The 23690-nt window shown below is 43.6% G+C and carries 17 protein-coding genes; 11 read left to right on the top strand and 6 right to left on the bottom strand.

What is annotated here, in order from left to right; translation table 11 throughout:
- Nucleotides 1-87: 87 nt before the first annotated feature.
- Together GSQ19_RS03195 and GSQ19_RS03200 are read left to right on the top strand one after the other, a co-directional pair.
- On the top strand, nucleotides 88-243 hold the full coding sequence (locus tag GSQ19_RS03195; RefSeq protein WP_011321346.1) for a hypothetical protein: 156 nt from the start codon (nucleotides 88-90) through the stop codon (nucleotides 241-243).
- A 145-nt stretch (nucleotides 244-388) separates the two neighbouring features.
- Nucleotides 389-652 carry a hypothetical protein gene (locus GSQ19_RS03200; protein WP_153228343.1) on the top strand — a complete coding sequence of 88 codons (264 nt, stop codon included), beginning with the start codon at nucleotides 389-391 and terminating at the stop codon, nucleotides 650-652.
- Nucleotides 653-804: 152 nt separating this feature from the next.
- Here GSQ19_RS03200 and GSQ19_RS03205 read toward each other — a convergent pair whose 3' ends face one another.
- Both GSQ19_RS03205 and GSQ19_RS03210 read right to left on the bottom strand, forming a co-directional pair.
- On the bottom strand, nucleotides 805-1278 hold the full coding sequence (locus GSQ19_RS03205; protein WP_011321348.1) for a hypothetical protein: 474 nt from the start codon (nucleotides 1276-1278) through the stop codon (nucleotides 805-807).
- 293 nt (nucleotides 1279-1571) lie between these two features.
- Nucleotides 1572-1805: an EF-hand domain-containing protein gene (locus GSQ19_RS03210; protein WP_011321349.1), complete on the bottom strand. Its 234-nt coding sequence runs from the start codon at nucleotides 1803-1805 to the stop codon at nucleotides 1572-1574.
- Between the two features lie 186 nt (nucleotides 1806-1991).
- Here GSQ19_RS03210 and GSQ19_RS03215 point away from each other — a divergent pair, with 186 nt between their 5' ends.
- Nucleotides 1992-2561: a hypothetical protein gene (locus GSQ19_RS03215; RefSeq protein ID WP_011321350.1), complete on the top strand. Its 570-nt coding sequence runs from the start codon at nucleotides 1992-1994 to the stop codon at nucleotides 2559-2561.
- 202 nt (nucleotides 2562-2763) lie between these two features.
- Here GSQ19_RS03215 and GSQ19_RS03220 read toward each other — a convergent pair whose 3' ends face one another.
- Nucleotides 2764-3741 carry a PRC-barrel domain-containing protein gene (locus GSQ19_RS03220; RefSeq protein WP_011321351.1) on the bottom strand — a complete coding sequence of 326 codons (978 nt, stop codon included), beginning with the start codon at nucleotides 3739-3741 and terminating at the stop codon, nucleotides 2764-2766.
- A gap of 58 nt (nucleotides 3742-3799) precedes the next feature.
- Nucleotides 3800-7426: a chromosome segregation protein SMC gene (smc, locus tag GSQ19_RS03225; RefSeq protein WP_011321352.1), complete on the bottom strand. Its 3627-nt coding sequence runs from the start codon at nucleotides 7424-7426 to the stop codon at nucleotides 3800-3802.
- Between the two features lie 297 nt (nucleotides 7427-7723).
- Here smc and GSQ19_RS03230 point away from each other — a divergent pair, with 297 nt between their 5' ends.
- The 3 genes from GSQ19_RS03230 to GSQ19_RS03240 all read left to right on the top strand — a co-directional run bounded on the left by GSQ19_RS03230 (nucleotide 7724) and on the right by GSQ19_RS03240 (nucleotide 11542).
- A complete protein-coding gene (locus GSQ19_RS03230) occupies nucleotides 7724-7888 on the top strand; it encodes a hypothetical protein (RefSeq protein WP_153228344.1) in 165 nt (54 codons plus the stop codon).
- 161 nt (nucleotides 7889-8049) lie between these two features.
- Nucleotides 8050-9411, top strand: coding sequence for an NAD(P)/FAD-dependent oxidoreductase (locus GSQ19_RS03235; protein WP_011321353.1), 1362 nt, complete (start codon nucleotides 8050-8052; stop codon nucleotides 9409-9411).
- Between the two features lie 769 nt (nucleotides 9412-10180).
- Complete coding sequence (locus GSQ19_RS03240; RefSeq protein WP_011321354.1) at nucleotides 10181-11542, top strand: NAD(P)/FAD-dependent oxidoreductase; 1362 nt, start codon at nucleotides 10181-10183, stop codon at nucleotides 11540-11542.
- Nucleotides 11543-11687: 145 nt separating this feature from the next.
- Here GSQ19_RS03240 and GSQ19_RS03245 read toward each other — a convergent pair whose 3' ends face one another.
- Entirely contained in the window at nucleotides 11688-12071 is a 384-nt protein-coding gene (locus GSQ19_RS03245) for a hypothetical protein (RefSeq protein ID WP_011321355.1), read from the bottom strand.
- Between the two features lie 117 nt (nucleotides 12072-12188).
- Between GSQ19_RS03245 and GSQ19_RS03250 the strand changes: the two genes are divergently transcribed.
- The 3 genes from GSQ19_RS03250 to GSQ19_RS03260 all read left to right on the top strand — a co-directional run bounded on the left by GSQ19_RS03250 (nucleotide 12189) and on the right by GSQ19_RS03260 (nucleotide 14225).
- Nucleotides 12189-12887, top strand: coding sequence for a glutathione binding-like protein (locus tag GSQ19_RS03250; RefSeq protein ID WP_011321356.1), 699 nt, complete (start codon nucleotides 12189-12191; stop codon nucleotides 12885-12887).
- Between the two features lie 137 nt (nucleotides 12888-13024).
- Entirely contained in the window at nucleotides 13025-13516 is a 492-nt protein-coding gene (locus GSQ19_RS03255; protein WP_011321357.1) for an orange carotenoid protein N-terminal domain-containing protein, read from the top strand.
- Nucleotides 13517-13736: 220 nt separating this feature from the next.
- On the top strand, nucleotides 13737-14225 hold the full coding sequence (locus GSQ19_RS03260) for a universal stress protein (RefSeq protein WP_011321358.1): 489 nt from the start codon (nucleotides 13737-13739) through the stop codon (nucleotides 14223-14225).
- A 48-nt stretch (nucleotides 14226-14273) separates the two neighbouring features.
- Here GSQ19_RS03260 and GSQ19_RS03265 read toward each other — a convergent pair whose 3' ends face one another.
- A complete protein-coding gene (locus tag GSQ19_RS03265) occupies nucleotides 14274-20027 on the bottom strand; it encodes a HAMP domain-containing protein (protein ID WP_011321359.1) in 5754 nt (1917 codons plus the stop codon).
- 691 nt (nucleotides 20028-20718) lie between these two features.
- Between GSQ19_RS03265 and GSQ19_RS03270 the strand changes: the two genes are divergently transcribed.
- Both GSQ19_RS03270 and GSQ19_RS03275 read left to right on the top strand, forming a co-directional pair.
- The gene (locus GSQ19_RS03270; protein WP_011321360.1) at nucleotides 20719-21486 is read left to right on the top strand and encodes a DUF928 domain-containing protein; all 768 of its coding nucleotides are present in this window, start codon (nucleotides 20719-20721) and stop codon (nucleotides 21484-21486) included.
- Nucleotides 21483-23690 (top strand): CHASE2 domain-containing protein, encoded by a 2208-nt coding sequence (locus tag GSQ19_RS03275; protein WP_011321361.1) that lies wholly within the window; start codon nucleotides 21483-21485, stop codon nucleotides 23688-23690. Before GSQ19_RS03270 ends, GSQ19_RS03275 begins: the two co-directional genes overlap by 4 nt.

A 23690-nucleotide genomic window follows, 5' to 3' on the forward strand; every position in this document is an offset into this window, starting at 1 on the left:
CTACCGAACAATAAAAACAACATAAAAGCATATGAATTTCCTGCCAATGTCACCGATGAAGGCGAAATAAAATTACCGAATGCTGTTTTGCAAAAGTTAGTAAATAACCAGCAGGTAAAAGTAATTATTCTTGTCAATGAACCCACAGAAGAAGAACAAGAAGAAGCAGCTTGGCATTGTCTTGCAGCCGAGCAATTATTAAAAGGCTACAGCGAAGATGATGCTATCTATGACACGATTTAAGTAATGCAAAATTATTAATCTGGTTCTGTTATATTGCTCAAACGGCTATTTTCCGATACCGTATCATGGTTGTGGTGGGCAATGCCCACCCTACTTGGGAATGCGCCCACTAACATTCTCAAAATCCACGTTAAAAATTAATAATTTGTCTGTAAAAGGCTCAACTGTCAGGTTCAGAGGTTCAACCGTCAGCCTCAAAGGTTCAATTGTCAGCATCAGAGCCTCAACTGTCAGGCTCAAAGGCTCAACCGTCAGCCTCAGAGCCTTAACTGTCAGCCTCAAAGGCTCAACTGTCAGCCTCAGAGCCTTAACTGTCAGCCTCAAAGGCTCAACTGTCAACATCAAAGGCTCAATTGTCAACATCAAAAGCTCAATCGTCAGCCTCAGAAGCTCAATTGTCAGCCTCTAAACCTCAAAAATATCTTGAATATGGGCAGTTGGAACTATAAAAACAAAATTTGCCCGTGTGGGCTAAAAAAATTTGTAGGGAATATATATAAGAGGGACACAAAAATTTTGTGTCCTTATCTCAATCATTGGTGCGATCGCCTATATTAAATCTTATCCAGCGACAACCTCGGCTTTCTTTTTCTTAGAACGGCGGGTAAACCTACGTCCCATCTCGTCAATCACTGCATCTAAACCAGCCACATCACCACTAGCTTTGGCATAGTTATAAACTGCTAATGCTGCTGTGTATGCTTCACTACCAGATGCCATACAGGTATCATCCACGAGTTCTTGCAGTTGGGTTAAAGACAATAGCACTGGATACAACGCTTCATACAGTGTTAAATCCCGACGCATTTCTTCTATATCAAAAGAACGGGGTAAAAAATTGGGGTTTTGTGTGGCTACTTCCAAAGCTTTGCTCACAAATGCTCGACTTTTATCTCCCATTTTGACTATTGTGCGGCGATCTTCCGTTGTCAAATCAATTAAAAACGGTAATTTTTCGCGGATAGTAGCAATCGCCTGCATAACTGCATCCCTATCGGCTGCGGATAGGTTGGCACTGATACGATTTTCTGGCATATTTAGTACAATCTTATATACTATTAATTTCAGTATTCCCCAAGTTAATTAGTACTCTATAGTTACTTTTAAGCAATTAAGGAAAATTATTTATACTAATGAAAACACGGCATTTTGCTTTTTACCAGCCTTAGGAGGCGTTTGGAAAGTCCTTGGCAATGTATCAAATACTTTTAGCTCCCCTAAATCACCCTTTTTAAGGGTGATTTAGGGGAGCTAATGACTTGTGTGTACACCGTAGGTTCTGAAGGAGAGGAGTCCTAAAGCAATCTAGGCATCGGCTCTAATCACTGCTAGGTTAAATTACTTGCTTTCTTAACTGCTTTCTTTAACTCTTCAAAGGTAATACTACCGTCTTGGTCTGAATCATACTGTACTAGCAACTCTTGGGGGCTATTGGTATTCGTTTCTGATGAGATGACTGCACTTAAACCAGGACTTAAAAAAAGCTCATTAATGGAGATTTTGCCGTCTTGATCACGATCTAAGGTATTAAAAAGAGATTGAAGCTCTTGCTCGGTTGTCATAAGTTTTTATCTGAATTAATGTTTCACTTTAATATTTCAGAATTAAATAAACTTATATCCTTAGAAGTAGAAATAAGTATCGCTGGGGCTGAGATTAGTGAAATGGGAATGTGAGCATGAAACACCGTTTAGTCTAAAAAACGGGAAATATAACTTAAATACACCCGTTGAAATAGGTTTTACTTTATGATTTTTGGTTTAAAAAGTCTGACTAATTTATCGATATTACTGATATTAGTCGGCAGCAACAATTTTCATCCGTCGGCTATAGCTAAGACCAATAATCAACCGCAGCTATTAGCACAACGACCAGCTAGAACAGCTAATTCTCAGCCACACAAAGTTTTTCAACCGATTTTGCCGAAGTTAAAGCAAAAGAGTCAAATTAAGATTTTATTGCCTAAATACATTCCTGAGTCGGATGGGACAAACCCAATTTACGCCATTGTGGAAACTTCTACACCTAAGAAATATGAGATTCTGTTGGGTTTCAGTCCTGACTGTACTGGTGGGACGGCTTGTCGTTTAGGTGTGGTTTCGGCGGAGGCTGTCACGCGTTCAACACCGCGCCTCACGGGGAAACGGGTAGCTTTAGCTAAGGGTATTGCTGGCTATTTTGTGGATTTTCGTTGTGGGGCTAATTGTTCTGATGCAACTTTGACGTGGCGACAACAAGGGGTGCAGTATAGTTTTGGGTTGAAGGCAGGCGATCGCAATTCTCTCATCAAAATGGCTAATTCTGCGATCAATCCTTAATGTTATGGCTGGGGATTGGGGATTGGGGACTGGGGACTGGGTAAAAATCTTTTTGTGTCTAGGTTGTATCATCTATTGATGTCCTAACACTACTGGCGACGGCTATACATTCCCATTAAAACCAATACAGAAGAAGACGCGATTCATCGCGTCTCTACATGGTTATTTGGCGTTATTTTGGTCTTGTGAAATCACCAATAAATTAATATCCGCCTTCTTCTTCGTATTCTGGCTGTCTTTCTTTGACCTTCTTGGGAATATTCACGGGTTGGGGTGGTACGTCTTCCCACGCATCGCCTTCTATGTCGTCATCATAATCTTCGTAATCTTCGGTGTAGGGTTTGCTGTAGGGTTGAGACGGGGGCTGATATCTGTCTCTACCTGTGGCTTCACTCCAGTTGTCTTCTTCGTCTTCTTCGTATTGAATTGACTCGTATTGTCGCGCCTTCATGACTTGGCGCTGTGGTCTTTCTTCTTCGATGTAGTCCTCAGTCCATTCTTCCTCGGCTACGGGTTCGGGGGTGCGGACTTTGGGTTTTGGTGGCTGTAAGGGTACGCCGCTAGGTAGCTGATTTGATGGTGCAACGGCGCGGGGTGCAGAATAGCCATATTCTTCTTCTGTATCCCGTTCCCAAGGTGCTTTACCAATACCCAGGCGTTCGAGAACACCTACTGTTAACTGATTTACCCGTTCTTCGGCTCCTTCAAAGACAATTAACCTGTTGGGGCCGGTGCTGACTACTTCTTCTATGGATATTTCGTAGGTGCTTAAGAATTGGTCGGGAATTTGGGGGAGTCCCAAGGAGGCGATGACAATGGTGTTGAGCTTACCTGTTTCGGCTTCAAACCTAAAGCCCCTGACTCTACCTAAAACTTCGCCTGTTTCGGTGATGACTTCCCAGTTAATTAAGTTACTGAGGGCTTCAACTTCAATATCTTCGATGACATCTTCGTTATCCACTAAGATTACATCGCCATATTGGTGGATGCTGCTAAGGTACATATAGCGGGGCAGACCAGAGATGGAGATCAGGCTGTCTCGCAAACCAAGAGCCACAACCTCTCTTTGATCAATATCCACCCAAACTTGACTGACGATTCCTAACCGTTTGCCGTTGTCGCGGGTAATTACCTGCGTGTTTAATATGTCGGAACGCCTAATTATTTGTTCAGAGGTCATTCTATACGGAGTCCTGATCTCGAATCCGGTTTATCTATACACTATTATTAACAAAAACTCAAGCAGATGTATTCGAGGATGATAACTTAATTCCCAAAACTTGAGTATAAGCTCCTCGTGCTTGAGTAACGCCGATTGTGCGTTCGGCTGATTCTATCATCGGACGGCGCAAACTCACAACTATGAACTGTGCCTGTTGGGCTTGTTGTTTAATCATTCTTGACAATCGTTCTACGTTTGCCCCATCGAGGAACATATCTACTTCATCAAAGGCGTAAAAGGGTGAGGGGCGATAGCGTTGCAGGGCAAAGATAAAGCTTAAGGCGGTGAGGGATTTTTCACCACCGGACATGGAGGCGAGTCTTTGGACTGGTTTTCCTTTGGGGTGGGCGACTAAGTTCAAGCCACTGTTAAAGGGGTCTTCTGGGTTATCTAATTGCAGGTAGCCGTCGCCGTCAGACAGGGTGGCGAAGATGGATTGGAAATTTTCATTTACAGCGTCGAAGGCTTCTTTAAAGGCGATTTGGCGCAAGGTGGTGAAGTTTTCAATGCGGAGGAGTAATTCGGTGCGTTCTGCTTCTAGGGTCTCTAATTTTTGTGTGAGTTCTTCTAGACGCTTTTGGGTGCGTTCGTATTCTTCCAACGCCAGCATATTCACAGGTTCCATTGCTTGGAGACGTTTGGAGAGCGATCGCAATTCTTTCTGCAATTCTTCTAAGTCTACCTTGTCTGGGACTTCTGGCAAAGGGTTGGGCAGTTCTGGGATTAGTTCCTGTAACTGGCTTTGTAAGGCGGTTACGTCTTCCCGGCGTTTGAGTTGGGTTTCTTCCAGCTTTTGGATTTCCCATTCTAATTGTTGCTGACGTAGGAGATGCGACCGCACTTCTTGTTCAATTGTGTCGCGTTTTTGTTTTTCTACGCCCAGGTGTTGTTCTAGTTCGCTGAGTTTGGCGCGGGTTTGGGTGATTTGTGCGTTTATGGTTGTGGTTTGTTGGGAGACGCGATGAATCGCTTCTGTAGAAGTGGTTTGTTGGGTTTGATATTCGGTGATGCGTTGTTGGGCTTCTTGGATGCGTTCTTGTAAACGCTGTTGTTGATTTTCCAGATTTTTTAGGCGTTGTTCGGCTTCCCTAAAGGCGGTTTCCCGTTGTTGTATTTGTTGTTCTTGGGTTTTAATTGTCGCCTGAATTTGTTGCCATTCGCTGGGGGTTTGGGAGGCTTCTAACTCGGCTAGGGTATGGCGTAGTTGTTGTAATTGGCTTTCTTGTCCTGGTAACTCCCTATCCAGAATTTCCAGACGAGATTGGGCTGTGGTAAATTTTTCGGTGTTTTGGGTGAGTTGCGATCGCGTCCCTGCTAATTGGGCTGTTAAAGTTTTAATATCTTTTTGTAACTGTTCCAGCTGTAACTGCTGTTCTCGCCTTGCTTGTCGGGTTTCGGTGAGTTCTTGGGATAGTTGTTTGGTTTTGATGGATAAATTAGCGATCGCATCACCACAACGGTTTAAAATCCGATCAATATCGGCTAAACGCTGTTTTAAACCAATGGCTTCATCTGATTCTGCGGCTTCGGTGTTACCAAACCGTAGGGAGGAACGCTGGTTACTACTTCCCCCAGTCATCGCGCCACTGGTTTCTAGTAGTTCCCCATCCAAGGTGACGATGCGATATAAGCCGAGATTTTTCCGCGCTGCTTCCAAGTTGGCGAAGACTACTGTATTACCAAAGACGTAATTGAAGATGTCTTTATAACGGCGATCGCAGTCTACCAAATTCACGGCATAGTTAATGAAACCATTAGCTAAACGCAGCGTTGCATCCTGGGTAAATTTGTGAGCCTGAATTTTATTTAACGGTAAAAACGTTGCTCTCCCAGCCCGTTTTTGTTTGAGTAGTTCAATCCCGGCGGCTGCTATACCATCATCTTCCACCACAATGTGTCCCAGCCGCGCCCCAGCCGCAATTTCTAACGCTAATTGAAACTTGGGTTCTACCCGTCCCAAATGTACCACCAAGCCGCACACCCCAGGCATTCCTGACTGGATAATCACCTTACTGGCTTGAGTTCCTTGTACCTCTTGCTGTGCTTGTGCTTGCGCCTCAATTCTATCTAGCTGACGTTGTTTGTCTCGTTGTTCTTGCAATAGCCGCTTTTGGGTATCTTGCTGGATTTGTAATTCCTGTTCTGTGGCTGCAAGATTTTGGGCTAAATCTTGGATGGGTTCACTAGAAGAGTTAAATTCTGTTTCTATGCGTTCACAATCAGCTTGTTTCTCCGCCAATTGCGGTTCCAAATTAGCAATTAACTCTGTTTGCTCCCCAATTAACTGCTGTAACTGGTGATTCCGTTCCCGCAGTTGCGCCTGTTCTGTACGTTGCGGTTCCAGAGTTTGCAACACAGCCTCAATTTGCCGGTTTAACGCCGTTTGTTGTTGTACCCAGGCTTCCGAGGCTGAGGCGATTTCTGCTGCGGCTTCACGGGACTTTTCCAAAGCTTGTTGTGCTTCATCCCGTTGCTGCTGACAATAAACAATCGATTGTCTTTCTAAATCCTGTGCTTGCGCCAGTTCACCCAAACCTTGCTGATGTTGTTGGATATCTTGCTGAGTTTGCGTCAAACGTTTGGTAGTTTCTTGCAAAGCCGTTTCTAACTCCGTTTGCTGACGCTGGAGTTGCTTTCGTTCCGCTTCTTGGGTAGCTAGGGTAGATTGTACCGCCAGCAGTTCCTCTTCCCCCATTGCTTTCACATGAGCATTTAGCTGTTCCAATTCAGCCGTTTTTTGAGAAATTTCCGTATTTAAGCTTGCCAGATGAGTTGTCAGTTCCCCATAATGGCGATCGCCTGCTTGAATATCTGTAACTAACTTCTCTTGTTGTGCTTGTAGGGAACGCCAAGATAATACCGCTTCCCAACATTGCTTTTCTAAAAACTCCGTGCGTAACTTTTGATACCTCTCCGCCTTCGCTCGGTCTTGGGAAAGGCGATCGCGTTGTAAAGTTAACTCAGACTCAATAATCCGACAACTATCTTCCTTATCCTTCACCTCATCCAAAGTTCCCTTGGCTTGGTGAATCTTCCTATCAAAGGCCGCCACCCCCGCCAACTCATCAATAATTTCCCGCCGTTCCTTCCCCTTCATGGAAATAATGCTGGTGACATCCCCTTGCAACACCACGTTATAACCTTCAGGGTAAATCCGCAGCCTCTCCAACTCCTCATGTAACTCTGTCTGCGTCGCCGCAACCCCATTGATGTAGTAATTCGAGGTATAACTACCCTGATGGGTCACCCGCAGTTTCCGAGTTACACTCCATTCTGTGGCTCTGTGACCATTCCCATTTACACTAGGCGCTTCATCCTGGGATAATTCTTCATCACCACTGACAGATGAAAATTGATCACTCGCATCCACCAAATCAGATAAATCAAATGTCACCGTCACCACAGCTTCCACCGCCGAGCGACTTTTCGCCGTTTGAGTATTATTAACCAAATCGGGTAAGCGGTCTGCTCGCATCCCCTTAGAACTAGCCAGTCCCAAACAAAACAACAGCGCATCCAAAATATTAGACTTACCCGAACCATTAGGCCCAGATACGACAGTGAACCCCGACAGCAATGGGACAGAGGTCGTACCGCCGAAGGATTTGAAATTGGTAAGTTCTACGCGCTTAATATGCACCATGCAGTGCTAGTTAACTGAATGTTAATGAAGAACAAGTGTATCAATTAATGAAAAATTCTCAAGTAGTCTCAGGGAAAATTTAGAATAGTCACACTGCCGAGGCTCAAAGAACCCATAGCAGGTAAAGAGAGTTTAACAGCGAATTGCCGCAATTGGTATAGTTTCAATCAGCTGAGTCAGCTGAGATTTTAGTTACCAAAATTGTCAACTATCATTTTTTCACGCTGTTATTGACTGGTTTGCCAACAGTTGTTAGATGTGATTTGATGAACCATTCGTCTGCGATTCCCGAATTTCTTGGGAGAAAATATTCTAATTTCCCCTGAACAGCAGAATATTGATGAACTAATTTTAATTGCGGAAGAACTTTTTGATAACGAGTATCAAAACCTAATTACCTTTGCCTATAACAAAGCGGGGATTCTTACCCTTCAACTGCATAAAGCTTATCACCCAAAATGATAACTAATACAACTATGTAACTTAAATTACTCAATGTTTGTCTTTTTGGTAACTTTAAGCAATTTTTTATATGTTCAAAATAAACAGAAATAATTGTGACATTTTTGATACAAATTTGTTAAGAATAGTTACAGCACTCGTAACACTAGGAAATAATTCTTATGGTTGAAGCACTTGATAACAACCCACCACATAAAGTTGTGATTGTCGGTGGCGGTTTTGGTGGATTGTATGCAGCAAAAGCCCTGGCTAAAGCTAAAGTAGACGTGACTCTCATCGACAAGCGGAACTTTCACCTATTTCAGCCACTACTTTATCAAGTTGCAACAGGGACGCTATCACCAGCAGATATTTCCTCGCCTTTACGCGCAGTATTAAGTAAAAGCAAGAATACCCAAGTATTGCTGGGAGAAGTGAGCGATATTGACCCAGAAGCACAAGAATTGGTCATGGGTGATGAAAAAATTCCCTACGATACCTTAATTGTCGCCACTGGTGCAAAGCATTCCTACTTTGGTAAAGATAACTGGGAAGAGTTTGCACCTGGGTTGAAAACTGTAGAAGACGCTATCGAAATGCGTCGCCGCATCTTTACAGCTTTTGAAGCAGCCGAAAAAGAAAAAGACCCCGCAAAGCGTCGTGCTTGGTTGACCTTTGTGGTTGTCGGTGGCGGCCCTACTGGTGTAGAGTTAGCAGGAGCGATCGCAGAATTAGCCTACAAAACCCTTAAAGAAGATTTCCGCAACATCGACACCACCGAAACCCAAGTCATCCTCCTGGAAGGCTTAGATAGAGTCCTCCCTCCCTTTGCACCAGAATTATCCCAGGAAGCGGAAATATCCTTAAAGCAGTTGGGTGTGGTTGTCCAGACAAAAACCTTGGTAACCAATATTGAGAATGATATCGTCACCCTCAAACAAGGTGAAGAAGTAAAACAAATTGCCTCCAAGACTGTATTATGGGCAGCAGGTGTGAAAGCATCAGCTATGGGTAAAGTTTTAGCTGAACGAACTGGGGTAGAATGCGATCGCGCTGGCCGAGTCATCGTAGAATCAGACTTAAGCATTAAGGGACACAGCAATATTTTTGTTGTGGGAGACTTAGCCAACTTCTCTCACCAAAATGGTAAACCCCTCCCTGGTGTTGCACCCGTCGCCAAACAAGAAGGTGAATACGTCGCCGCATTGGTTCAAAAACGCCTGCAAGGTCAAACTTTACCAGCATTTAACTACACTGATAAGGGTAGTCTAGCGATGATTGGACAAAATGCTGCCGTTGTCGATTTAGGCTTCATCAAACTTAAAGGCTTCTTTGCATGGTTGTTCTGGTTAGTGATTCACATCTACTTCCTCATTGAGTTTGATAATAAGTTAGTAGTCATGATTCAATGGGTATGGAATTATGTGACTCGCAATCGTGGCGCTAGATTGATTACAGGCCAAGAAGTCGCTCTAGAGGTAAAAGCTGTCAACAATAACGGTCATTATCAGGCTACAGAAAAGAGGTTGCCGGTTAATGTCTAGGATTAAACAGGTAATTGGTAATGCTTAAAATAGTTACCGTGTGACCGAAGAAATAAAAGTAGGGTGGGCAATGCCCACCTTATTATGGTTTTGGTGGGGCAATACCCATCCTAAAAATACTTAATACCAATTCAATTAATGATTGCAAAACATCCTTAGGTGAAGATGCGATGAATCCTTTGGATGAAGAAGACGCGATGAATCGCGTCTCTACAAATGGTTTATTTGTCGCATTTTTTTTCAAATTGGTATAACTTTTTATAGCTATCGCCAGTAGTGTTAGGACATCAATAGATGATACAATCTAGACACAATAAAACTTTTAACCCAGTCCCCAGCTATAATTCATTCTTTCTAATTACTTATTAGCCTGAAATTTGTGGAATAGGTATCTTGCTTTATGGAGGCAAAATACTTATTCCACAATTATTTTTAGCTTATAAGTTTACATATATTTCTTAATATATTTGAGAGTATTTGCTCACTATTAATAAAAATAATTAGTTAGATATTTATTCTCAATAAAAACATAGTTCTGGCAAGAAAATTAAACATGATTTGGTCAATTATACCTAATAGATAAACTTTAAGATGCCTACAAAATAGGAGTTTCAATATAGCAAATAGAAAATAACGTCTTGTGAATAGTAAATTTGATTAATTTAATTATTTTTACAATTGTTCAAAACAAGCGGTAACAAATCTCATAACTTTGTTACAAATCAATTAAGAATAGTTACATTTCTCTGAACGCAAGGAAATTTTTATTATGGTAGCTTCACTTGAACCACATCAGGTTGTAATCGTTGGTGGTGGCTTTGGTGGACTGTATGCAGCAAAAGCACTGGCTAAAGCTAATGTAAATGTTACTCTCATCGATAAACGTAACTTTCACTTATTTCAGCCACTTTTATATCAAGTTGCGACAGGTACGCTATCACCGGCTGATATTTCCGCACCATTGCGCTCTGTACTCAGCAAAAGTAAGAATACAAAAGTGTTGCTGGGAGAAGTTAATGATATTGATCCCAAGGTACAACAAATTATTGTTGGTGATAAAGTAGTCCCTTATGACACCTTAATTGTCGCCACAGGTGCAAAGCATTCTTATTTTGGTAAGGATAATTGGCAAGAATTAGCGCCTGGCTTGAAAACTGTGGAAGATGCGATAGAAATGCGTCGCCGGATATTTGGCGCATTTGAAGCCGCAGAAAAAGAAACAGACCCCGAAAAACGCAAGGCTTTCTTGACTTTTGTGATTGTGGGTGGTGGCCCTACAGGAGTAGAATTAGCTGGAGCGATCGCCGAGTTAGCATACAAAACTCTCCAAGAAGATTTCCGCAATATTAACACCTCAGAAACCAGAATATTACTATTGCAAGGTGGCGATCGCATCCTCCCACACATTGCACCAGAATTATCCCAAGCAGCCACAACATCTCTGCGAGAGTTCGGTGTGGTTGTCCAGACAAAAACAAGAGTGACAAGTATTGAAAACGACATCGTTACCTTTAAGCAAGGCGATGAATTGCAAACAATAACCTCCAAGACAATATTATGGGCAGCAGGTGTGAAAGCATCGGCGATGGGGCAAGTTTTAGCCCAACGAACTGGGGTAGAATGCGATCGCGCCGGACGAGCGATCGTTGAACCAGACTTAAGTATTAAAGGACACAAAAATATTTTTGTTGTGGGAGACTTAGCTAACTTCTCGCACCAAAACGGTCAACCTCTTCCTAGTGTTGCACCAGTCGCCATCCAAGAAGGTGAATACGTCGCCAAATTGATTAAAAAACGCTTGCAAGGTAAAACTCTGCCAGCCTTCAAATATAATGATCACGGTAGCCTAGCGATGATTGGGCAAAATGCAGCCGTTGTAGACTTAGGCTTAGTCAAGTTGCAAGGCTTCTCTGCATGGGCATTCTGGCTATTAATTCACATCTACTTCCTCATTGAGTTTGACAGCAAATTATTAGTCATGATTCAGTGGGCGTGGAACTACTTCACTCGCAAACGTGGTTCAAGATTGATTACTGGAAAAGAATCACTAGCATTTGCCAACAATTTTGACGATAGCAACGCTACAAATAATTACGCAGCAGCCAGCAATAGACAGCCACTAAATGTCTAGTTGTTCCATGATTAATTCCGTCGTAGGGTTGTGCAAGTGTACAACCCTACACTTATTGATATAAAAATTTTAGTCTGTATAGAAATTATGCGATCGCCTAACTATCCATGAGAGGCGATCGCATTTATAAAAATATTTCCCTTCTTTAGCCCCTGTCCTCACCAAATCGTTTTTGCAACGTCAACCAATCCTGTGGCTGCATAATAAATTTGGAAATAGGTAAGCGTTTCCACTCACCATCTTGTTTGAGTAATATCTTTTTGTGTGCTATTTTTACGTCTTCAGGAGCATTGTAACCGTAGACGCGTTGTGGCCATCCTAAAGGTGTGTGAATAATAAACTGTTTATCTTCGACGGTGATATAAGGTTTATGCCAATATGCCCACCCTAAGAAGATGATGATAATTCCAATGATGATGCTAATGCTGAATTGACCTCTAACCAGGAGAATGCCGCCCAAAACTAAATTTAATAACCCTAAGGGAATGAATATATAGCCGAAAGTTTTGTTGTAATGCAGTCTCATCATCAAGTTCTCATTGGCTTGTAATTGATCTGATCAAAGATAACAGCCAGACCAAGCCATAGTCAGGAGTAAAACAGTTAAAATCTCGGTGCGAAAACTAACAAAATCAAAGACACAACCATGATTGACCTTTACTATTGGACAACCCCAAACGGCCACAAAATCACTATCTTCTTAGAAGAAGTCGGCTTACCCTACAACATCATCCCCATAAACATCGGTGCTGGCGACCAATTCCAGCCAGAATTTCTCAAAATCTCCCCGAATAATCGCATTCCCGCCATTTTTGACAATGAACCAGCAGATGGGGGTGCAGCGATTTCTGTGTTTGAGTCTGGTGCTATATTGTTGTATTTGGCAGAAAAAACCGGAAAATTAATTCCCCAAAGTATTAGGGGACGTACAGAGGTTCTACAATGGCTATTCTGGCAAATGGCAGGATTAGGCCCAATGGCCGGACAAAACCACCACTTTAGTAGTTATGCACCTGAAAAAATTGAGTATGCCATTAACCGCTACGTCAATGAAACAGGGCGCTTGTATGCAGTGTTGGATAAACGCCTTGCAGATAGAGAGTTTGTTGCTGGTGAATACTCTATTGCCGATATCGCTGCTTATCCTTGGATTGTGCCTTATGAACGCCAAAGCCAAAATTTAGAAAATTTTCCCCATCTCAAACGTTGGTTCGAGACAATTCAAATACGTCCGGCGGTCATTCGCGCCTATGAAAAAGCAGAAGCTTTTAAAAATCAGGCGCTAGATATTGAAAAGTCCCGAAACTTGTTATTTAACCAGTCAGCGAATACTATTCAGCGCTGAAGTATGAGGGAAATTTGATAGTTTTCTTAATTATTCTTCTTTTTGGTCGAGTTACTTATGTCCTGAGTAGGGTTAAACACCTGATCTGTGTTTGTTACGGTTGCTAATGACATTCGTTCATAGCAATCGTAATCATTATGACTTTTACACAAACAGGTGATCCCACTATTCGTAAATATGTCCAATCATGGCAGAAATTGGATGTAGACGAACAATTGGCTTTGTTTTGGTTTATCTACAAAGAAATGGGCGGCGCAATTACACCAGCAGCCCCTGGCGCTAGCACCGTTTCCCCAGCAATTGCCGAAGGTTTATTTAATCAAGTCAAAGAATTGAATCATGAACAGCAATTGCAATTACAACGCGACTTGATTCGACGTGTAGATAACCAACTAAGCCGCGAATACGGCTCTTTGGGTGATACCACTAAGCTACTGTTTTGGTATCTTTTATCTCAAGGTATGGAAAATGCAACGATAGTTCCTTTTCCTGCTGGTTATACACTGTCTTCAGAATCCCAAGAACTGCTGGAAGGAATCAAAGGCTTAGGTTTTGAACAGCAGATTACTCTTTTCCGTGATTACGTTTCTCCAATGGGTGCTGAAGCAAAAGCAGGTGCGGAAATTTAGGATTTTCCGATAGGGTTCATATTTTTTGAAATACAGATAGCAATGCCCACCTTATTATGGTATTGGTGGGCATTGCCTACCCTACGTACTGACCACACAAGGCTTTCTAGTCTGTCAAGTCGCTTCGCTCCAATTCAAAATTCAAAATTCAAAATTAAAGACCCCACAGATAAATCCGGGGGCTTGTATCCTTTTTTTGTTCGGTCAACAGCTATATATTATGTATCAGAAGATTTTGGTAGCAGTAGAAAACTCTGAGATAGGGCAACATATTTTTGAGCAGGGTGTAAATTTAGCCAAAGTAAGCAACGCTGAAATCATGTTGCTGCACGTTATATCTCCTGTGGAAGACCCATATATTACTCCTATATTTTTGCAACCAGATACTACTTATCCAGCTTGGCAAACAGAATCAATGGATAACTATATCCAGCATTGGGAAAAACTTAAACAGGAAAAACTAGAGTGGTTGCGATCGCTCACCGACACAGCGATTAATATCGGTGTGAAAACTGGATTTACCCAAAAAATGGGTGATCCAGGTAGGACAATATGTGAAATAGCCCGTAGCTGGTCGGCTGACCTAATTATGGTTGGTAGGCGTGGTCGTGCTGGACTCAGTGAGTTTTTATTAGGTAGTGTGAGTAATTACGTGTTGCATCATGCTCATGGCTCAGTTTTAGTTATACAGGGAAAAACTTTGTCGTAAATAGCCTGCGACTGGCAATTAGGCTTGGTGCAACATATCATCCGCAATTTAACGATAGAGCCAAACTCGCAATAAAGACAGTAGCTGTTCTGTATCTACTGGTTTAGCGATGTAGTCGGAAGCGCCGGCGGCGATGCACTGATCGCGATCGCCTTGCATGGCTTTGGCGGTGAGGGCAATAATTGGTAAGGCTCTAAATTGCTCTTTTTTCCGAATCAATTGCATGGTTTCGTAACCGTCCATTTCTGGCATCATCACATCCATTAACACCACGTCAATATCTTGTGTATTTTCTAATAAGCTAATTCCTTCTCTGCCATTTTCAGCGTATATTACCTGCATTTGGTAGCGTTCTAGCATACTGGTGAGGGCGAAAATGTTGCGGACATCATCGTCTACAATCAGGACTTTTTTACCAACTAAGGAATAATCTTGAGAATGGAGTTGTTCGAGGATTTCGCGTTTGGGTGTGGGTAAGTTTGCTTGGACGCGGTGGAGGAATAAGGCGGTTTCATCTAGGAGACGTTCGGGCGATCGCACATCTTTGACGATAATTGTCTCAGCAATACGTCTGAGTTCTGTTTCTTGGGTTTTGCTGATTTCTCTACCGGTGTAAACAATAATTGGTAAGGTTGCGCCGTTGGCTTCTCGCTTAATCTGTTCCATGAGTTCAAAACCTGTCATGTCAGGTAAGCCTAAATCGAGGACTAAGCAATCAAACTGCTGAGTACGAATCGCCTCTAAGGCGGCTGCACCTGTACCGACGGCAACTGTGGCTACATCGCTGTTACCAATGAGTTCCACAATGCTTTGGCGTTGTAGTTCGTCGTCTTCGACTACTAGTAAATTCTTAACCCGACGTTCTACGAAACCTCTAATTTTGTCTAAGGCTTCGGATATGGCTTCACTGGTGACTGGTTTTTGTAAATAGGCGATCGCCCCTAATTGTAAACCCCGTTGTCTTCCTTCCTCGACGGTCATGATGTGTACGGGAATATGGCGGGTAGTGGGGTCATGTTTCAAGCGGTCTAGGACTGTCCAACCGTCCATTTCTGGTAAGCGGATATCGAGTAAAATTGCCATCGGCTGGAAGTCCTTGGCTAGTTTTAGTCCGGCTGTCCCAGTTTGGGCGCTGAGTACCTGGAATCCGTGTTGTCGTGCCATATCTACCAAAATCCTGGCAAAATTAACATCATCCTCGATAATTAGCAGAATGTTATTATCTGCTGATGAATTAGTGATGTTGGTGCGATCGTCAACAAGGATTGAGTCGTACTTTGTAGAGACGCGATTTATCGCGTCTGCCTGGGTCAGCGTAGATTCAGCACTAAATTGCGGTAAATAGAAGGTAAATGTACTACCTTGACCAGGATAGCTGGTAAGTTTAATTTCACCACCCAAAAGATGAGCAATTTCTCGGCTAATAGACAAGCCTAATCCCGTACCGCCGTATTTGCGGCTAGTTGTACCATCAGCTTGCTGGAATGCCTCAAAGATAATCTTTTGCTTATCGGCTGCAATGCCAATACCTGTATCACTCACAGCAAAAGCAATGACATTTTGAGCAGAGTTTAAAGGTTGTTGGTTAGAATTCCATCCTGGCTTGGCTACTTCAATTTTGAGGCGGACTTCTCCACGTTCTGTAAATTTAAAGGCGTTGGAGAGGAGATTTTTTAATACCTGTTGTAGGCGTTTGATATCTGTATTAACGGTGGTTGGTAACTCAGGGGCTAATTCGACTGCAAAAGTCAGTCCTTTATTTTGCGCTACTTGCCCAAAGCCGCGTTCAATTTGTTCAGCCAACTCTGACAAGGGAATTGGGGTCGCATGGATGGACATAGTTCCCGATTCGATTTTGGCTAGATCCAAAATATCGTTAATTAAGGCTAATAGTTCATTGCCGGCTGAGTAAATTGTTTGGCTGTATTCGACTTGTTTCGCTGTCAAATTGCCATCGACGTTATCTGTCAACAATTTCGCCAATATTAATAAGCTATTTAAAGGTGTCCGCAGTTCATGGGACATATTCGCCAAAAATTCGGATTTATAGCGGGATGAGAGGGCAAGTTGTTCGGCTTTCTCTTCTAAAGACCGTCGCGCTTGTTCAATTTCCCGATTCTTCCGTTCTACTTCTTTTTTCTGTATAGCTAACAATTCTGCTTTCTCTTCTAACTCAGCGTTGGTTTGCTGTAGTTCTTCTTGTTGTCCCCGCAGTAAATCTTCCGAAGCTTTGAGTGATTGGGCTTGTTGTTCTAGGCGTTTGTTGGTTTCGCGGAGTTCGCTTTGCTGGGTTTGTAGTTCCTCGGCGAGGGATTGGGATTGCTTGAGTAATTCTTCGGTACGCATCGAGGCGGCGATGGTGTTGAGAACGATCGCAATACTTTCGGTGAGTTGGTCGAAGAATGTCAAATGAATCTCACTAAAGCGGCGGAAGGAGGCTAGTTCAATCACCGCCGTCACTTGTCCTTCAAATAATACAGGCAACACCACGGCATTTAGGGGGTTGGCTTCGCCCAAACCAGAGCTAATTTTTACATAATCACTCGGCACTTCTGTTAACAAAATTCGCTCTTTTTCTAAAGCACACTGTCCAACTAAACCCTCACCCAACTGGAAGCGGTTAGCTAGATGTTTGCGTTCCCGATAAGCATAGGTGCTGAGTAGTTGTAGGTAGCTTTGATTTTCTGCACCTTCCATTAAGTAGAATACGCCGTGTTGTGCGCCTACCAGTGGTGCAAGTTCTGAGAGAATGAGTTTGGATACGGTTTCTAAGTCGCGCTGACCTTGCAGCATCCGGGTGAATTTGGCGAGGTTGGTCTTTAACCAGTCTTGTTCTGTATTCTTCTGGGTTGTCTCCCGCAGATTGGCAATCATCTGGTTGATGTTGTCTTTGAGGATTGCTACTTCTCCTTGAGCTTCTACAGCGATGGAACGGGTTAAATCGCCCTTGGTGACGGCTGTAGCAACTTCGGCGATCGCTCTTAACTGGGTGGTGAGGGTAGCCGCTAGTTCGTTGACGTTGTCGGTCAAATCTTTCCATGTCCCCGCCGCCCCTGGAACCTTAGCCTGACCGCCCAATTTTCCTTCTATCCCCACTTCTCGCGCCACTGTTGTCACCTGATTGGCAAAGGTGGCTAGGGTATCAATCATTTCGTTAATTGTCTCTGCCAAGGTTTCGATTTCCCCTTTGGCATCTAACATCAGTTTACGTTTCAAGTCGCCATTCGCCACCGCCGTCACCACTCTGGCGATCCCCCGGACTTGGGCTGTCAAGTTCCCCGCCATTGAGTTGACGTTATCTGTCAAATCTTTCCACGTCCCCGCCACACCTTGGACTACAGCTTGACCGCCTAATTTCCCCTCGGTTCCCACCTCCCGCGCTACCCGCGTCACCTCTGAGGCAAAGGAACTGAGTTGATCCACCATTGTATTAATAGTGTTCTTTAAGTCGAGGATTTCCCCTTTCACATCCACGGTGATTTTCTTCGACAGGTCGCCATTGGCTACCGCCTTCGTCACTTCGGCAATATTTCTGACCTGGGCTGTAAGATTCCCCGCCATCGAGTTGACATTATCTGTCAAATCTTTCCACGTACCGCCCACACCTCGGACATAGGCTTGTACACCCAATTTCCCCTCACTACCTACCTCCCGCGCTACCCTTGTCACCTCTGAGGCGAAGGAATTGAGTTGATCCACCATTGTATTAATAGTGTTTTTCAACTCCAAAATTTCCCCTTTCACATCCACGGTGATTTTTTTCGACAAGTCGCCATTGGCTACCGCCGTCGTCACCTCGGCAATGTTCCTTACCTGGGCTGTTAAACTCCCCGCCATGAAGTTAACGCTGTCGGTCAAGTCCTTCCACGTACCAGCTACACCCTTCACCTCTGCTTGTACGCCCAATTTCCCTTCTGTTCCCACCTCCCGCGCTACTCTGGTGACTTCCGATGCAAAGGAGTTGAGTTGATCTACCATCGTGTTGACGGTGTTTTTTAATTCGAGAATTTCGCCCTTCACATCGACGGTGATTTTTTTCGATAAGTCGCCAGTCGCTACCGCCGTCGTTACTTCGGCAATATTTCTTACCTGGGCTGTCAAACTCCCCGCCATAAAATTTACACTATCGGTCAAGTCCTTCCATGTACCCGCCACACCCCTAACATCGGCTTGTACACCTAACTTCCCTTCGCTGCCTACTTCCCGCGCAACTCTGGTAACTTCCGATGCAAAGGAACTCAGTTGATCCACCATGATATTGATGGTGTTTTTCAACTCCAAAATTTCGCCCCTCACATCCACGGTGATTTTCTTCGATAAGTCACCATTGGCGATCGCTGTCGCCACTTCGGCAATGTTCCGCACCTGTCCTGTCAGGTTCCCCGCCATCAAATTCACATTATCTGTCAAGTCTTTCCACGTCCCAGCCACCCCGCGCACTTCTGCTTGTACGCCTAGTTTCCCCTCCGTTCCTACTTCCCGCGCTACTCTGGTAACTTCTGAGGCAAAGGAATTAAGTTGATCCACCATTGTATTAATAGTGTTTTTTAACTCCAAAATTTCGCCCTTGACATCCACGGTGATTTTTTTCGACAAATCACCAGTCGCTACCGCCGTCGTCACTTCGGCAATATTTCTTACCTGCGCCGTCAAACTCCCAGCCATAAAGTTGACGCTATCAGTCAAGTCCTTCCACGTCCCCGCCACCCCTCGCACTTCTGCTTGACCCCCTAATTTTCCCTCTGCGCCCACCTCCCGCGCCACCCTGGTAACTTCTGAGGCAAAGGAATTAAGTTGATCCACCATGATATTGACGGTGTTTTTCAACTCCAAAATTTCACCCTTGACATTGACAGTAATTTTCTTCGACAAGTCGCCATTGGCTACCGCCGTCGTCACCTCGGCAATATTTCTTACCTGGGCTGTGAGGTTCCCCGCCATCAAATTCACATTATCAGTCAAGTCCTTCCAAGTCCCCGCCACGCCCCGAACTTCTGCTTGTACCCCTAACTTCCCTTCCGTCCCTACTTCCCGCGCCACCCGTGTAACTTCCGATGCAAAGGAATTAAGTTGATCCACCATTGTATTGACGGTGTTTTTCAACTCCAGAATTTCCCCCTTCACATCTACAGTAATTTTCTTCGATAAGTCACCGTTAGCGATCGCCGTCGCCACTTCGGCAATATTCCGCACCTGTCCTGTCAGGTTCCCCGCCATTAGGTTGACATTATCAGTCAAATCCTTCCAAGTCCCCGCCACACCTTGGACTTCGGCTTGTACCCCTAATTTCCCCTCCGTTCCCACCTCCCTGGCTACCCGCGTCACCTCACCCGCAAAGGAACTCAGCCTTGTCACCATTGTGTTAACTATATTGGCAGTTTGGCGAAATTCACCTTTGAGGGGTCTACCGTCAATTTCTGTGGCGATCGTTTGTGATAAATCCCCATTAGCTACAGCCCGAATTACCCGCGTAGTTTCTGCTGTCGGCTGGACTAAATCTGTAATCAGAGTATTGACAGAATTAACACTATCTGACCAAGAACCGCGTACATTTCCCAAAGAAGCGCGTTCAGTAATCTTGCCTTCTTTGCCCACAACAGTACTAATGCGCTTTAGCTCTGCTGCCATGCGCTCATTCTGGTCAATAATATCGTTGAGCGTATCAGCTATCTTACCAGCTATACCTGTTTGGTCTATGGGCATCCGAGCAGAAAAATCACCTTTTTTGACAGCAGTTAAAGTTTTTAATAGCTGTTTTAAGTCTAATTCATCGCTTTCTCTAGTTAAATGTTCGGTTGCCATAGTCTAGACCTTTAAAAATTACCGTTTATTTTTACCCCCACAAATATTTGAGAGTAATTTGAGGTGGAAATTTTATCTTGCTGTATACTCAGGATTTCTTAATCCCAGTCCCATACTAGATAAAAAATGCTATTTCTAACACTTATTGGTGAAAAATATTGCAGCATGAAGACACCAGAAACAGAGATAAGAAAGATTTTCTTTGATTTTCCTGTACGCAATACATGACGACTGACTTAGACAAGACAGAAGACAGAAGGCGGAAAATAGGAGGAAAGAAAGCTTTTTCATCCCTTTTGGTGTGAGTGGTTCATGATGGCTACTTAGGAAATCATAGCCGCTATTTAGTCTCTGAAGTAGTTGCTAGTAAAATTTTTGATATCTACAAAATAATAGTTTTATTACCTATGGCGTATATCTTTAGACATAGAAGGTTGTAATATTAACCAAAAACTTTAAAAAACAAAGAAAAACAAAGTGGTAAACATGATTATTGCCCTCATTTACCACCAGGCAAGAAGGGAAACAGGCAACTTTCACAGGAGTTATTGAAAATTTTGAACTGGTTCAAGTCTGGGCTGAATTTTGGGAATACTTGATGTAACCAGGTGAGTGTCTACCTTTCTACTAAGTATCGCTTTGCATAAGTCCGCAATTTTTCAAACTCACACTAGAGCATTTCTACAAATCAATGAAATGTAATCATTTATCTGTTGTCGCCTTTTTCCTAACTTTTAACTGTTTACCACTTTCTGCTGCAACGGTACAGAAGACGCAGGCGCAGTCATCCCATACCCAACACGGTTGGCAGATTAGTCAAGCTTTTAAGCCACCGAAACGGCAAGGCCCCCCTGTCAGCGCTGGCGGTTCTAGCCGTGGTTCCTCCTGCATTACCGGGAATAAGTCCATCACTCCCCTTATACCTAGAAATAAATTAGGATTGACACTTACCCAACGCCCGACATTGTTTTGGTATATCCCATCATCTCCAGCGAAAACGGCTTATCTGGTGCTGTTGAATGATGCGGACAAAAAGGTATTTTATAAAACTACGCTGACACTACCTGACAAACCTGGCATCATCAGCTATACCCTTCCTGCAAGTTCGCCCCCATTAGAGACAGGTAAAAGTTACCGATGGTATTTAACACTGGTTTGTAGTCTGCAAGATTTTAGTACTAATTCTACAGTTGATGGTTGGGTAGAACGGATTCCAGCAGAATCATCTTTATCACGGGCGTTAGCCAAAGCAGATGCCAGAAAGTTACCCTCTATCTATGCAGAGGCGGGAATTTGGTATGAAGCGTTAGCTAGTTTGGTGCAGTTACGCCGTCGTGAACCTAAGAATTTAACTTACCTCTTAAACTGGCGGCAATTTTTACAGTCAGTCAAGTTAAATGCGATCGCCTCTGAACCACTTCTCGATTGCTGTAAGTCGGAAGTTGCCAATAAAATATGATTTGGGCAAAGCTAAAACCCCTATTTTGGCAATGGCGCGGGGTAATATTCGCAGTTCCAAATATGACAATATTGGTAATTGGTTTACGGTTGACAGGTCTGTTGCAGTTACTAGAGTTAGCAGCATTAGACCAGTTTTTTTTACTGCGATCGCCAGAACCACCAGATACCCGCATTGTGATAGTTGAGATTAATGAGGCTGATGTCCGCAAACAGACACAATGGCCGATGTCTGATGCTGCAATGGCTACTGTATTAGATACGATTAAACAACAACAACCACGGGCGATCGGGTTAGATATTTACCGGGATTTACCTGTCAATCCTGGGCATGAAATTTTAGTTAAATTGTTTGCATCCACGCCTAACTTGATTGGGGTGCAGAAACTCTCTGACACTAGGGATAGTTCGGCTGTGAATGCGTCTCCTATACTCAAGGAAAATAACCAAGTTGGATCAAATGACTTACCGCTAGATGGGGATGGGAAGATTCGCCGGGGATTGTTGTATGTCGATGTGAATGAGGACGAGGTTCTCGAAAGTTTTGCCCTAAAATTGGCATTGCTGTACTTAAAGCCGGAAAAGATTACAGAAAAACCAGCCGCCAATAACCCTGATTATTTGCAGTTAAATCGCGGTGTTTTCCCAATTTTTGAGGCTAATGATGGGGGTTATATCCGCGCCGATGCGAGGAGTTACCAAATCCTGCTAAATTACCGGGGACGCATCCAGCAATTTACCACCGTCACCCTCACGCAAGTGCAACAGAAGCAGATTCCCCCAGATTTGATGCGGGGAAAGGTAGTATTAATTGGGGCAACGGCTGAAAGTTTGAAGGATATATTCTACACACCATACAGCAGTAATTTATTTACGCCTCCAGAACGAATGGCTGGTGTGACAATTCACGCCAATTTAGTCAGTCAAATTTTGAGTGCAGCTTTGGATAGTCGCCCCCAAATCCAGACTTTACCTGAGACTGGAGAATGGCTATTAATTTTGGCTTGGTCAATTATTGGGGCTAGTTTATGTTGGCAGCAACGCAGTAGTAAACGTCAAAAGATTGTTGTAGCTGTGGGTGTTCCCCTGATGAGTGGCGCTGTCATTGCTGGTAGCTTTTTGGCGTTTGTGGCTGGTTGGTGGATTCCCGTTGTCCCTTCTTTGTTGGCATTTGGGGGATCTGCGATCGCCGTTACTCTCTACATCGCCCAAAGCGCCGGGGAAATGCGAAAAAATCTCGGACGCTATTTAACTGATGAAGTCCTGGCTAATATCCTAGAAACTCCATCAGGTTTAAAGTTGGGTGGTGAACGGCGCAAGGTGACGCTGTTATTTTCCGACTTGCGGGGTTTTTCTGCCATGTCTGAACAATTATCCCCTGAACAGGTGGTACAGATTCTCAATCTGTATTTGGGGGTGATGACAGATGTGATTAACCAATACAAAGGCACAATTAATGAGTTTATCGGCGATGGGATTTTTATCATGTTCGGCGCGCCTATCTGTCGTCCTGATGACTCCCAAAGAGCGATCGCCTGTGCAATTGCCATGCAACAAGCGATGCAGCAGGTGAATGCTCAAACTCGCCAAATGAACCTTCCTCAGCTAGAAATGGGCATTGGGATTAATACTGGTGAAGTTGTCGCCGGCAATATTGGTTCACAAAAACGCGCCCAATATACAGTTATTGGTAGTCATGTTAATTTGGCTGCCAGAATTGAGACTTACACTGTGGGAGGACAGATTTTAATTTCTGCCAATACTCGCCAAGATGCTAAGACTGATTTGCAAATAGCTGGGCAAATGCAAATCGAACCCAAGGGAATCAAGGAACCAATCACCATCTATGAAATTAGTGGTATTGGCGGTGCATATAACCTGTCTCTACCAGAAGACAAAGATGTGATGGTGAAATTGAAATCACCTGTGCCTGTGGAATATCAAGTTTTGCAAGGTAAACAGGCAGTGGGTGAAGTATTTCGGGGTGAATTAGTCAGCGTTTCTGAAAAAAAAGCCCTGCTACACTCACCCCATCCTGTAGAAAAATTAGCTAATCTCAAGCTCAAGTTACTACATGAACCGGAACTAGCAACAGCAGATATCTATGCAAAGGTGATGAAACAATCTGATGCAGATTTGTTTATCATCCGGTTTACGAATATTCCACCACAGGCGATCGCATCTCTTAATTCTCTACATCAATAA

It is taken from the genome of Trichormus variabilis 0441 (genome assembly GCF_009856605.1).
Lineage (GTDB): Bacteria > Cyanobacteriota > Cyanobacteriia > Cyanobacteriales > Nostocaceae > Trichormus > Trichormus variabilis.